The sequence below is a fragment of the uncultured Lentibacter sp. genome, from assembly GCF_937123735.1.
GTDB lineage: Bacteria > Pseudomonadota > Alphaproteobacteria > Rhodobacterales > Rhodobacteraceae > Lentibacter.
Genome location: NZ_CAKZKL010000028.1, coordinates 48924 through 61356 on the forward strand (window position 1 = coordinate 48924; position 12433 = coordinate 61356).

13 protein-coding genes are annotated in these 12433 nt (G+C 61.2%); 6 read left to right on the forward strand and 7 right to left on the reverse strand.

Annotated features, from left to right (window positions below; genetic code table 11):
• Window positions 1-39: 39 nt before the first annotated feature.
• Both Q0478_RS07640 and Q0478_RS07645 read right to left on the reverse strand, forming a co-directional pair.
• Window positions 40-501 carry a DUF2852 domain-containing protein gene (locus Q0478_RS07640; protein WP_298677902.1) on the reverse strand — a complete coding sequence of 154 codons (462 nt, stop codon included), beginning with the start codon at window positions 499-501 and terminating at the stop codon, window positions 40-42.
• A gap of 90 nt (window positions 502-591) precedes the next feature.
• A complete protein-coding gene (locus tag Q0478_RS07645) occupies window positions 592-1068 on the reverse strand; it encodes a YbaK/EbsC family protein (protein WP_298677904.1) in 477 nt (158 codons plus the stop codon).
• Between the two features lie 54 nt (window positions 1069-1122).
• Here Q0478_RS07645 and Q0478_RS07650 point away from each other — a divergent pair, with 54 nt between their 5' ends.
• The 5 genes from Q0478_RS07650 to Q0478_RS07670 all read left to right on the forward strand — a co-directional run bounded on the left by Q0478_RS07650 (window position 1123) and on the right by Q0478_RS07670 (window position 6789).
• A complete protein-coding gene (locus Q0478_RS07650) occupies window positions 1123-3909 on the forward strand; it encodes a glutamine-synthetase adenylyltransferase (protein ID WP_298677907.1) in 2787 nt (928 codons plus the stop codon).
• Entirely contained in the window at window positions 3899-4171 is a 273-nt protein-coding gene (locus Q0478_RS07655; protein WP_298677910.1) for a hypothetical protein, read from the forward strand. The genes Q0478_RS07650 and Q0478_RS07655 overlap by 11 nt, the downstream gene beginning before the upstream one ends.
• 144 nt (window positions 4172-4315) lie before the next feature.
• The gene (locus Q0478_RS07660) at window positions 4316-5017 is read left to right on the forward strand and encodes a DUF6778 family protein (RefSeq protein ID WP_298677914.1); all 702 of its coding nucleotides are present in this window, start codon (window positions 4316-4318) and stop codon (window positions 5015-5017) included.
• A gap of 39 nt (window positions 5018-5056) precedes the next feature.
• Window positions 5057-6253, forward strand: a complete 1197-nt coding sequence (locus tag Q0478_RS07665; protein WP_298677917.1) for an RSP_2647 family RNA methyltransferase — start codon at window positions 5057-5059, stop codon at window positions 6251-6253.
• Window positions 6250-6789 carry an RSP_2648 family PIN domain-containing protein gene (locus Q0478_RS07670; RefSeq protein ID WP_298677920.1) on the forward strand — a complete coding sequence of 180 codons (540 nt, stop codon included), beginning with the start codon at window positions 6250-6252 and terminating at the stop codon, window positions 6787-6789. The genes Q0478_RS07665 and Q0478_RS07670 overlap by 4 nt, the downstream gene beginning before the upstream one ends.
• On the opposite strand, the gene Q0478_RS07675 is transcribed toward Q0478_RS07670, so the two are convergent.
• Together Q0478_RS07675 and Q0478_RS07680 are read right to left on the reverse strand one after the other, a co-directional pair.
• Window positions 6786-7472 (reverse strand): M48 family metallopeptidase, encoded by a 687-nt coding sequence (locus Q0478_RS07675; protein WP_298677923.1) that lies wholly within the window; start codon window positions 7470-7472, stop codon window positions 6786-6788. The genes Q0478_RS07670 and Q0478_RS07675 overlap by 4 nt on opposite strands.
• Window positions 7473-7497: 25 nt before the next feature.
• Window positions 7498-8655, reverse strand: a complete 1158-nt coding sequence (locus Q0478_RS07680; protein ID WP_298677926.1) for a cytochrome P450 — start codon at window positions 8653-8655, stop codon at window positions 7498-7500.
• Window positions 8656-8712: 57 nt separating this feature from the next.
• On the opposite strand from Q0478_RS07680, the gene Q0478_RS07685 reads away from it, so the two are divergent.
• Entirely contained in the window at window positions 8713-9447 is a 735-nt protein-coding gene (locus tag Q0478_RS07685) for an Asp/Glu racemase (protein ID WP_298677929.1), read from the forward strand.
• 168 nt (window positions 9448-9615) lie between these two features.
• Here Q0478_RS07685 and Q0478_RS07690 read toward each other — a convergent pair whose 3' ends face one another.
• Genes Q0478_RS07690 through Q0478_RS07700 form a run of 3 tightly spaced genes read right to left on the reverse strand, consistent with a single transcriptional unit; the run spans window position 9616 to window position 12363 of the window.
• The gene (locus Q0478_RS07690) at window positions 9616-10797 is read right to left on the reverse strand and encodes a VWA domain-containing protein (RefSeq protein WP_298677930.1); all 1182 of its coding nucleotides are present in this window, start codon (window positions 10795-10797) and stop codon (window positions 9616-9618) included.
• A gap of 10 nt (window positions 10798-10807) precedes the next feature.
• Window positions 10808-10972, reverse strand: a complete 165-nt coding sequence (locus Q0478_RS07695; RefSeq protein ID WP_298677931.1) for a hypothetical protein — start codon at window positions 10970-10972, stop codon at window positions 10808-10810.
• A gap of 20 nt (window positions 10973-10992) precedes the next feature.
• Window positions 10993-12363: a DUF2927 domain-containing protein gene (locus Q0478_RS07700; protein WP_298677933.1), complete on the reverse strand. Its 1371-nt coding sequence runs from the start codon at window positions 12361-12363 to the stop codon at window positions 10993-10995.
• Window positions 12364-12433: the final 70 nt, after the last annotated feature.

Sequence of the window (12433 nt, forward strand, 5' to 3'; positions counted from 1 at the left end):
TGACCCCGATATGCTCGGGGTCAGACCGCTGGGCGGGGTTTAACCTTTTTGCGCCTCGCCAGAGGCGGCGGCATCTTCACTGTCGGCTTCAGCTTCGCTGTGCGCCAGATCGTCGGCCTCATGTGCTTGGGCGCGGTCGTTCATGAACTGGTCAAACTCTGCCTTGTCTTTGGCTTCGCGCAGACGCTCCAAAAAGGCCTCGAAGTTATGCTGCTCTTGCTCAAGGCGGCGCAGTGTTTCGTCTTTGTAGGCGTCAAACGCCGAGTTGCCTGAGGGCCGCAGGCTGCGCAGATGGCTGCGGCGCGCACAGCTTCCTTTGCGTCCGCCCATCCGCTTTGTGAAGATCATATAGGCCAGAAGCGCCAGGCCCACGGGCCAGAAGACGATAAATCCCAGCACCATGGCCGCGATCCAGGCACCTTTGCCTTTGGCATCCAACCAGGCTTCGGCACGGGCAAACCAGCCTTGAGACGCTGGGGTGAAAGAGGCGGTGGGGGTCATGGTGTGATCCTTTTCTAAAATGTTAACTCTGTTTACATCCCCAATATTGGGGTGGAGGGGCATTTGCGCAAGGGTTAATGTAAATCTTTTTTACATTTGCGTATTTTCCAAAATAAAATCAGAGAGTTGCGCGCCCGATTTTTGCAATAGCCGGGCCGGCGCCATGCTGAAAACATGGCGCGGCGTGCCGGCAGCGGCCCAGACCGTTGCAAAATCCATCAGCCGCGTGTCAAAGAAACTGCGGATCGCGCTTATATGGGCGATCGGGGCCACGCCGCCAATTGCGAAGCCGGTTTGGGCCCGCACAAGGGCAGCCTCGGCCCGCAGAAGGGGCTCGCGCGCCAGGGTGGCGGCTTTTGTCGGGCAGACCTGATTGCCCCCGGCCGTGATGAACAGGAGCGCTTCGCCCGAGTTTTGGCCCTGAAAGATGATCGACTTTGCGATCTGGTCGCGCTCAACGCCCAGTTCGGCTGCGGCTTGCTGGGCGGTTTTGGCCTCTGCGGTTTCGCGGATTTCACTCTCCTCGCCCCCCAGTGCGGCGCGCACGCGTTTGAGACTTTTTGACATGTCCACCTCGCTGTTGGTGATTGACGCCGCCAGAGCTGCGGCGCATCTTTAAGTATGGAATTTGTGCAGAAAATCACCCGCCTGCCAAGGGCTTATGACCCGGACCGCGGCGCAGAAGGCGGGCGGCTTTTTGGCCAGCTTTCCGGCGATTTGGCAGCACTTGTGCGCGGCGCGGCGGGCTGTAGCCCCTATCTGTTATCCTTGATGACGCGTGAAGCTGACTGGATGGCGCGCGCATTTGAGGCCCCTGAAACAGCCCTTTCACAAGAGTTTGCCCGGCTGCACAGGGTTGCGCCGGGCGATCTGGGCAGCGCGCTTCGCCAGGCCAAGAAGCGGGTGGCGCTGCTCACCGCATTGGCCGATCTTGCCGGGGTTTGGACGCTTGAAGAGGTCACCCGGGCGCTCACCGAGTTTGCAGATCTGGCGGTGCAGCTCAGTTTGCGCGCCACTGTCGGGGCCGAGATCCGGCGGGGCAAATTGCCCGGCATGGGGGAGGCCGATCTTGAGACGCTGGGCGGGATGTTTGTGCTCTGCATGGGCAAAATGGGCGCCCATGAGCTCAATTATTCTTCTGATATCGACCTTATCTGCCTGTTTGACGAGACCCGTTTTGAGCGCACAGAGTTTTTTGAGGCGCGCAAGAGCTTTATCAAAGCAACCCGCGCCATGAGCGCCATGCTCAACGACAGAACGGCGGAGGGCTATGTTTTTCGCACCGATTTGCGGTTGCGGCCCGATCCGGCTGTGACCCCCGTGTGCATGGCGGCGGAGGCCGCAGAGCGCTATTATGAAAGCCTCGGGCGCACATGGGAGCGCGCGGCTTATATCAAGGCGCGCTGTGGGGTGGGCGATGTGGGGGCGGGCGAGGCTTTTCTGGAAACGCTGCGCCCTTTTGTGTGGCGCAAGCATCTCGATTTTGCGGCCATCGAAGATGCGCACAATATGCGGCTGCGCATTCGCGCGCACAAAGGTCTGGGGGGCAAGATTGACCTTCTGGGTCACAACATGAAGCTCGGGCGCGGGGGTATTCGCGAGATCGAGTTTTTCACCCAGACCCGCCAGCTCATCTCCGGTGGGCGCGACCCTGAGTTGCGCTTGCGCGCCACGGTGCCGTCTCTTGGGGTGCTGGCCCAGAAGGGGTGGGTGCCAGAGGAGGTTGCCGGGGTGCTGAGCGCACATTATCGCGCGCACCGCGAGGTGGAGCATCGTGTGCAGATGATCGGCGATCAGCAAACGCATCTCTTGCCCAATTCGGCGGACGGTATGGAGCAGCTTGCGGCCTTCATGGGGCGGGAGCGCGCCGAGCTTGAGCGCGACCTGCGCGCGCGGCTGGAGGAGGTGCACGCGCTGACCGAGGGCTTCTTTGCCCCAGATGCGATTGCCCCGGAGCCGGACCTGCCGGAGCTGGATGGGCAGGTCATTTCCCGCTGGCCCAGCTATGCAGCCCTGCGCTCGGAGCGCGGCACGCAGATTTTTGGCCGCCTGAAGCCGGATATTTTGCGCGCTTTGGCGAAATCTTCCGATCCTCATGCCGCGCTTTTGGCGTTTGATGGGTTTCTGGCGGGCTTGCCTGCCGGGGTTCAGCTTTTCTCGCTGTTTGAGGCCAATCCGCAGCTTGTGGACCTGGTTGTGGACATTGTCAGCACCGCGCCGGCGCTGGCGGGGTATCTGAGCCGGAACGCCGGGGTTTTTGATGCGGTGATCGGGGGTGGTTTCTTTGCTGATTGGCCGGGTGTGGCGGCTCTGGCATCTGAGCTCTCCGCACAGCTCGCAGCGGAGGAGGACTACGAGCGCAAGCTTGATCTGGCCCGCCGCTGGCGCAAGGAGTGGCATTTTCGGGTGGGTGTGCATTTCTTGCGCGGGCTGACGGGGGCTGAGGAAGCCAGCACGCAATATGCCGCGCTCGCCGAGGCGGCTCTCAAAGCGCTCTGGCCCGCCGTTGTGGCCCAGTTTTCCAGCAAATACGGGCCGCCCCCAGGCAAGGGCGCTGCGGTGATCGGCATGGGGTCTCTTGGGGCCGGGCGGCTCACCAGCAGTTCCGATCTTGATATTATCGTGATCTACGAGGCCGATGGGGCCGAGATGTCGCAGGGGCGGCGCCCTTTGGCGACCCGGCCTTATTATGCACGCCTCACCCAGGCGCTTGTGACAGCTGTGAATGCCCCCATGGCCGAGGGGCGGCTTTATGAGCTGGACATGCGGCTGCGCCCATCTGGCAACCAGGGGCCGGTGGCGACAAGCTGGCCGGCTTTTCAGGCCTATCAGCAAGACGAGGCCTGGCTTTGGGAGCATCTTGCGCTGGTGCGGGCGCGGCCGGTTTGCGGGCTTGAGAGCCTGGGGGCAAAGTTTCGGGCATTTCGGGAGGCCCTCTTGGTTGAAAAGGGCCAAGACCTTGCCCGCACGCGGCAGGGCGTGGCCGAGATGCGCGCCAAGATTGCGGCTGCCAAGGCCCCCAACGGTGTTTGGGATGCCAAGATCGGGCCGGGGCGGTTGCAGGATATAGAGCTGTTTTCACAGATGGGCGCGCTCAGCGCGGGCTCTGCCAGCTTGCGGGTGCAAGCCGGGCTGAAAGGGCTGCTCAGCGCCGGGATTGTGGACAAGGCGGCCGTTGACAGCCTGATGCACGCCTACCGCCAGCTTTGGGCGGTGAATTTGAGCACACGGTTTTTATCGGACAAACCCTTTGAGGCCGAGAGGGCAAGCGAGGGGGCCAGCCAGCTTTTGTTGCGCGAAACGGGTGCAAAAAGCCTTGTCTCTCTGGCCACAGAGCTGCAAGGTTTGGCGCAGACAGCTGCGGCTGTGATTGACAAAGCCTTGCAAGGAGCTGGCAATGAAGGGTGATATCTATGACCCAAAGGCGCTGATTTCAGAGGCCTATAAGATTGAGGGGATCACCCCGTCAGAATGTCGTTCGATCTTTTTGGATTGGGCGCTGAGCCTGCCGGAACAGATGGACCAGCGAGACACCATTGCGCTGCTCTTGGGCCGTCATGCGCTTGAGGGCCACCCGATGACACAGGTGCTGCAAGAGGGGCTCGAAGTGATGAGTGCCCCACGCCGCCGCGGCGGCTGGCAAGGGCGCAACCGCGCAAAATTGTCATAAAATAACTGAAAATTTCGGTTTTTTGCCGGCGCACAGGGGGGGCTGACCCCACCTTTTCCCTGATCTTGCCTTAAAGAGGTCGTATTCCAAGCGCAGAGTCCGCTCTAAGGAGCAACTGGGCATTCTGGCCCAAGGAGACTGGATATGACATTTCTGAAAGCAACTCTCGCGATGGGGTTGGCTCTGGTGGTTTCGGGCTGTTCCAGCCTGGACGTGGCCAGCCGCAACTTGCCCTTTTTCCCGCAGGCGGCCCAAGAGACGGGCCAGGCAGAGACGGGCCAGACAGCGCAACTGAGCAATTTTCTGACGGTCAGCGATATTCAAGTGACAGTGCCGCGCGATCTGCGGGTTTCGGAGGCCGAAGTCTATTATCCTGTGGCTGATATCGTTTGGCGCGGTGAGCCGCGCGCAGACCGCTATGAGCAGGTGGCGGCCATTTTTGAGCAGAGTGCGACGCTGGCCACCCAGGATTTGCACGGCGGCCAGCCTGCACGGATCGAGATTGAAGTTTTGCGCTTCCATTCTCTCTCCGACAAGGCCCGCTATACTGTGGGCGGAAACCATGCGATGAACTTTGTGATGAGCGTCACAGATCCTGTCACAGGAGCGGTTCTGATGCCGCCGCAAACGGTGCGGACTGATTTGAAGGCCTTTGGCGGGCAACAGGCCATCAAGGCCGAGGAGCGCGGGGAAACCCAGAAAAAGCGGGTTCTGGCGCATCTTTCCGAGGTGATTTCTGAAACGCTCGCGCAGCAGGCTGCACCGGTTGAGAGTGTCAGCCGCCAAGCCCCGCTGGCCTTGGCACCGCTGGACACATCGGAGATGAGCTTTTCTGGCCTCTACTAAGGCTTTCACTCCGGTTAAAAACTGATGTAAGGGGGCTGTATGACACAGCTCCCTTATTCCGTTATCCGCCTCAAACCCAAAGCCGACGCGCGCAAGATCCGCCATGGTGCGCCTTGGGTGTTTGACAACGAGCTTGTGCTCGACCGCCGCACAAAGGCTATCGCCAAAGGCGAGATCGTGCTTCTGGAAGACGCCGAGCGCGCGCCCATGGGGCTTGTCGGCTTCAACGCCGAGAGCCGTATTTCGGCGCGGATGCTGGAGCGCGATGTGCGCGTTGTGATTGATGCTGGGTGGTTCAAAGCCAAGCTTCAGAAGGCGCTGGATATGCGCAAGCGGCTCTATGCACAGCCGTTTTACCGCCTTGTCCATGCCGAGGCGGATGGCTTGCCCGGCGTGGTCATCGACCGCTTCGGCGATACGGTGGTCTTGCAGCCCAATGCCGCCTGGGCCGAGGCGCGGCTGGACATGCTTTGCGAGGCTCTGGAGGGCTTGGATGGGATCACCACGATCCTCAAAAACGCCTCGGGGCGCGCGCGTGGCCTTGAGGGCCTCAATGACGAAAGCGCCGTGCTGGCGGGCGCAGCACCGAGCGGGCCTGTGCCTGTGCAGATGAACGGTGCGACCTATATGGCCGACCTGACGGGTGGGCAGAAAACCGGTATTTTCTTTGATCAGCGCGACAATCAGGCTTTTGCCGCAAAGCTGAGCCAGGGCGCTGATGTTCTTGATGTTTTTTCCCATGTCGGGGGCTTTGGCCTCGCCGCCTTGGCGCAGGGGGCCAAGAGCGCTCTGGCTGTCGACGGCTCCGCCGCAGCGCTGGAACTGGCCACAGCGGGGGCTACGGCCTCGGACATGGCAGAGCACTTTGAAACGCGTATATCAGACGCATTTGACGCGCTGGCAGCCTTGGCCGAAGAGGGCCGCAAATTTGATGTGGTGATCTGTGATCCGCCCGCTTTTGCGCCCTCAAAGAAGGCTTTGGACGCGGGGTTGAGGGCCTATGAGCGCATTGCGCGGCTGGCGGCTGTCTTGGTGAAGGAGGGCGGATATTTAGGGCTTTGTTCCTGTTCGCATGCCGCCGATTTGGGCAAGTTTCGCGCCGCCTCAAGCCGGGGCATTGGCCGCGCAGGGCGCGTAAGCCAGCTGATTCACACGGGCTTTGCGGGGCCGGACCATCCGCTGATGCCGCAGCTTGCGGAAAGTGGCTATCTCAAAGCGCTGTTTTACCGGCTGTGAAGCTGCTGCTTGACACCTGTGTGCTCTATCCGACGGTGATGCGCGAAATGCTTCTGGGCGCGGCCGATGCGGGGGCTTTTGAGCCACTGTGGTCCGCCGAGATCGAGGGCGAATGGGCGCATACGGCAGAGAAGCACGCGGCTGGTGGACGGGTGTTTGCCGAAGGGGAAATTGCGCTGCTCCATGCGCGCTGGCCCAATGCGCGGGTGCGCTATGGCGAAGGGCTGAAAGCGCGGCTCTGGCTGCCGGACGCGGGCGACATCCATGTGCTGGCGGCGGCTGTGGCAGGCTCTGCTGACGCGATTATCACCTTGAATAAAAAGGACTTTCCCGCGCAGATATTGGCCGAAGAGGGCCTGAGCCTGATGGACCCGGACGCTTACCTGCGCGGGGTTTTTGCCTCCGATCCTGCGCTTGTTACGCCTGTTGCGGAGCGCGTTCTCGCCAAGGCGCGGGAGCTTTCGGGGCAGGGTTGGACGATGCGCAGCCTTTTCAAAAAAGCGCGTCTGCCACGGCTGGCGAAAGCGCTCGGCTAGGCCTTTGCCCAGCGGCTTTCGAGCGCGCGGATGGCGGCGATGCGCTCTTTTGTTTTGGGATGGCTCAAGAGCCAGGCGGGCGGTCGGCCCGCGACCGCGCCTGTGAGGGTTTCCAGCTTGTGAAACAGCGCGATTTGCGGCGCAACGCCAAAGCCGGCTTTCGTCATCAATGCGGCGGCGTATTCATCGGCCTCGTATTCGTCTGCGCGCGAGAGGCGCGCGGCGAGCAGGGTGGTTGCGAAATTGGCGAGCCAGACACCAATCACCGGAACGAAGCGCGAGAAAATTGCTCCGAGCGCCATGCGCATGGCATTTTGGCCCGAAAAGTCGATCATTCGGCGGCGCGAATGGCCGAGGGCGACATGTCCCAGCTCATGGGCGATCACGCTGGCCAGCTCCTCTGCGCTCACCTCTCCAGACCGAAATTTGTTGTAAAATCCTCGGGTTATAAAGATCCGCCCGTCTGGTGCCGCGAGCCCGTTGACCGGTTCTATCTCATAGAGATAGACCGTCACGCGCGCGAGCCCAAGGGCGGCGGCGAGGCGTGTGAGCACGGGCTGAAACGCCGGATCGACCAGCTCTGTGGACTTCTCATCAAGCTCCTTGAGCGTGTTGCGCACGGAGAAACGGTAGACGATATAGCCGTAAATGAGCGGCAGCAGGATGGGCAGAAGCTTGATCATGGCACATGATATGGGGGCTGGCGCGCTACCATGCAACGGGCATTTTTGTGGGCCCGCGAAAGGCCCAGCCCGTGAAGGGGACATCGCCCGCAAGCGACATCTGCGGGAAGCGCTCAAAGAGCTTTGGCAGCGCGATCTCGGTGATCAGCGCACGGGCCACAGCCGCCCCGCCACAGAAGTGTGGCCCCGCGCCAAAGGGGATGGAGGGAGCTGTATTTCGTTTAATATCATATAGTTGAGGTTCTTCAAAATGGGCCTCGTCATGGCCTGCGGAGGAGAACATGAGAAACACCCGCGCGCCTTTTTCAAAGGGGATGCCGTGGATCACATCGGCGCGCGCGACCTCACGCGGCGACATGCCGATGGGAGAAATCCAGCGGACATATTCATCAAAAACCTGGCCCCAGCTGGCCTCGCCCTTGCGGACCCATGCGAGCTGCTCGGGATGGGTGAGCAGCGCCCATGCGGCCCCGGCTATGGCGTCGCGCGGCTCGTTCTGTCCACCGGAGATGATCAGCTTGATGTTGGCGCGGATCGACTCCATTGGCAGGCCGGCCTCATACATGACCGAGAGCGCGGAGTTGTTGGGCGCGGCTTTGAGGCGGGGGAGCATGTCGTCGATATGGGTGTCGATGGAGGTGGTGCAATCGTGGCAATTGGCCTCGATCTCGGGATTGCCTGCGTAGTTGGCGCAGCCGTCGATCATGCCCTGGCTGACGCGGTCAAGCTCGGCGGCGGCCATGTTTGTGAGGCCTGTGACAAGCTTCAGGGTTTCGGCGGAGAGGACCATCGCATAGGCGCGCACCAGATCGCAGCCTTGCTTTTCTGCGAGTGAATTCAGCAGCTTGTCGGCCATGGTTGCTATTTGCGGTTGCCAGATGTCGCGCATGGTGCGGGGGCTGAGCGCGGGAAAGAGCGCGCGGCGCTCGGCCATATGGGCCGCGCCATCCTTGCGCATGAGGTTCTCGCCCATGAGCTTGGTCATTAACCCTTTCGGCTGGCGCGAGGAGAAAACGTCGATTCGTTTTTCTTGTGTGAAAATATCATCGCGCCGGGTGAGCAAGGTGGCGTTGAGCTCGGGCACAAAGGTGATGGGCGCGCTCGCGCGCATCGCGGCCAGATCGGGGTAGGGATCGGCGGCGAAGGCGGCGAGGTTTATATGCGTGACAGGGGCGCGCGTCATGGGGCAAGCTTACGGGGGCACGCAGATTCGGGCCAGCGAAAATACAAGGAGCGTGCGGTGGTAAAATATGAGCTGGATCAAGGGTTTGGCGGCGAAGCCAAGCTTGGGCTGATTGTTCTTTCAACCGATGAAACCCTGGAAAACGAGGCCCGGCAGGTGCTCGCCGGGCGGGCTGTGAGCCTTGTGCACACGCGCATCGCCGCTGAGGCCGACGTAACGCCTAAGGCTCTGAAATTGATGGAAAACCGCCTGCCTGCGGCGGCGGCTCTGCTGCCGCAGGGGCTTCGGGCGATTGGCTATGCCTGCACCTCGGCCAGCACGGTGATTGGCCCTGAGCGGGTGGCGGCGTTGCTGGGCCAAGCCCAGCCACAGGCCGCCGCAACCAACCCCATCAGCGCTGTGGTGGCAGCCCTTAAGGCCCTGAATACAAAGCAGATTTCATACGTCAGCCCCTATGTCAAAGAGGTGACCGCCCCGATGCGCGGCTTGCTGGCCGAGGCTGGATTTGAGACCGTGGCAGAGGCCAGCTTTGCCCAGAGCGAAGACCGCAAGGTGGCCCGAATTTCAGAAGAGAGTACCTTGCAAGCCATTGAAGATATTGCAAAAACAGCGCCTTCAGATGCGGTTTTTGTGAGCTGCACCAACCTGCGGAGTTTTTCTATTCTGCGCGAGGCAGAGCAGCGGGTGGGACGGCCGGTTATTTCGTCAAATCAAGCGCTTATCTGGCATATGCTCACCCTCGCGGGCTGTGCGCCCAAAGGCTGGGGGCCTGGCAGCTTGTTTGAAGTGTAAACCCTGCGCACGAGAGGGTTAACGGCGCGCGCCAGAGGCCAAAAGGGGGGGGTGAAACCCGTGCACCCCCCGTGCACAAAGCGTGCACCGCTGTTGCGCGGCTTTGAGGCGCTAAAAGTGGTTAACGCGGCGCACGCTGGGCCAGAAAGGCAACAGGCTTGCGCCGGGTCAGATCAGCGCGCGCATTCCGCGTGTGATGCCATCAAGGGTCATCGGCACCATCTGATCTTCAAAGATCTCCCGGATCATGCCGATGGAATGGGTGTAGCCCCAGTATTTTTCCGGCACGGGGTTGATCCAGACCGTGTTGGCCCACTGTGCCCGCGCCCGCTCCAGCCAAACCTGCCCTGCCTCGGCGTTCCAATGCTCATTCGCGCCGCCGGCATAGGCGATCTCATAAGGCGACATGGAGGCATCGCCCACGAAGATACATTTGTAGTCGCTGCCATAGGTGCGCAGAACCTCCCAAGTGGGGGTCTGTTGGTCCCAGCGGCGGGCATTGTCTTTCCAGACGCCCTCATAGAGGCAGTTGTGAAAGTAGAAGTGCTCAAAGTGTTTGAACTCGGATTTGGCAGCGGAAAACAGCTCCTCGACCAGTTTGATATGCGGGTCCATCGAACCGCCGATATCAAGAAAGAGCAGCACTTTGACGGCGTTGCGCCGCTCGGGGCGGGTCTTCACATCGAGATAGCCGTGTTCGGCCGTGGCGCGGATTGTGCCGTTGAGGTCCAGCTCCTCATGCGCCCCGTCGCGTGCCCAGCGGCGCAGGCGCTTGAGCGCAACCTTGATGTTGCGCGTGCCCAGCTCCACATCGCCGTCGAGATTCTTGAATTCGCGCTTGTCCCAAACTTTGACGGCGCTCTTGTGGCGGCTCTCTTTCTGGCCAATGCGCACCCCTTCGGGGTTGTAGCCATAAGCGCCAAACGGTGAGGTTCCGGCTGTGCCGATCCATTTGTTGCCACCCTGGTGGCGGCCCTCCTGTTCTTTGAGGCGTTCTTTCAATGTTTCCATGAGCTTGTCAAAGCCGCCTAAACTTTCGATCTCGGCGCGTTCTTCTTCGGAGAGGTGCTTTTCGGCAAGTTTTTCCAGCCAGTCTGAGGGGATATCGACCGCTTCTAAGACATCACCTAAAGAAATCTCTTCAAGGCCCTGAAATGTTTTGGAAAAAGCCTGATCAAATCTGTCGATATGGCGCTCATCTTTGACCATGGCAGCGCGGGCCAAATAGTAGAACCCTTCGATATCATAGGTCACCAGACCGGATTTGACCGCCTCCAGAAAGGTTAGAAATTCGCGCAGAGACACCGGAATACGGGCCTCGCGCAGGTTCTCGAAAAACGGGAGAAACATCGCCTCGGCCTCAGAGCATCCGCAGGATCAGGATATTGAGAAACAGCGCGACCAAGGCGCAGATCACCCCGAGGACAGCCGCGTGCTGCACCATATCGAGCCTGTTACCATTCTTTTTTCGGGCCAAGAGGGCCCCGCCAATCGCGCCGATTACGAACCCCAGTGTAACAATCATCTCGCCCCATCCGCTCTGCTTTAGCCACGTTTGCCTCGGGATGGGCTGAGGGTTTCGATCTCGCGCATTTTGGCGCGCACGGCCCATTCCGAGCCAAATCCGTAGCGCGCCCAGCCCAGACTGTCCAGCCTGACGTGGTGGGCCTCGGAGGAGCGCCCAGTCAGTTCGAGGGCCTCGGCGCGCAACAACATCAGCGTGCTCAGCAGGGCGGCGTTCTCATGCTTTTGGGCAATGTGCAGGGCCGGGTTCACGAGGCCGAGCGCGCGCAGGCCATTGCCTTCGCTGAGCGCATGCGAGGCCAGTTGCGAGGCGACATAGGCCCGGTGCAGCGTGGTGGCAGACGAACGGGCGTAAAGCTGGTCGGCGGCCTGAAAATGTTCGAGCGCAAGCGCCGGATCAGAGACCTGCGAGATGCGGCCCATGGCGTAGTGGGCAAAGGCGCGCCGGTGATCTTGCCAGCCAAAGGCCCGCGAGATTGACAGGGCTTTTTGGGCTGCGGCGCGGCGCTGGGGCATAGAGGCCCCGGGACCGAGGGCTGTTTGAACGGCATTGATGTAACTGCGCGGGGTGGGCGCGGTGCGAGTTGGGCTCAGCGCCTCCCCGGCGGGGTTGAGCCGCGCAAGCAGCCCCGGCAGAAGCGCTGCGACCTGGCGTTTGCTCATTCCGGTGCGCAGTTCGGGCGCGTAATAGGTGCGCAGGATCAACATATCAAAGCCGGTCAGAACGGTGTGCATATTGTCATCATTGAAGACAGAATCGGGCAGGCGATAAAGATCATTGAGCGGCCCGATGGCTTGCGCGAGCTCCTCGTGCAGGCAATCACGCACCTCTTGCGGGCTGGCATCATTGGGCACGAAAACCGCAAGTTTCTGGCGGCTGCGCAGCGCGGCCCAGTTGGTTTTTTCGGTGCGGCGCGCTGCTTTATACTCTGAAATATCGGAAATATTGGGCACAACAAAACAGGCCGCATGGGGCAGGTTGCGCCGGATTTCGGCCCGGCTGACGGCCTGCACCGTGATATTGGCATTGGGCGCATTTGTCAGGCTGACGGGCAGGCGGGCCTCGCTTTGCAGCCGGTAGATCAGGCGGCTCAGATCGGGGAGCAGCGTGGCGGGGGGCGCCCCGGTGACGCGGATGCTGATCGGGCCTTCAAAGCGGGTGAGCACGGGCAATTCGCGCCCGGATTCCAGCTGGAAGGCCAGCGCGAGAAAATCGCGGGCGATATCGCTGTTGGCGCGCATGGGCGCTTGTTGCACAGTTGTGGTGAAGGATTTGAGCGGCGGCAGGCCCAGAGTGCCGTCCTGGACGATCCCGCGGGAGGGGGTATCAGAAATATGGCCGGGCATACAGCCGACGAGCGTAAAGAGTGCAGGCAGCAGGAAATTGCGCATCAGCAGCCTCCCGTTGCAGGCTGAGCACCCACGCGCAGCGGACCAGTGGCGGGGGCGGTTTTGTCCAAAC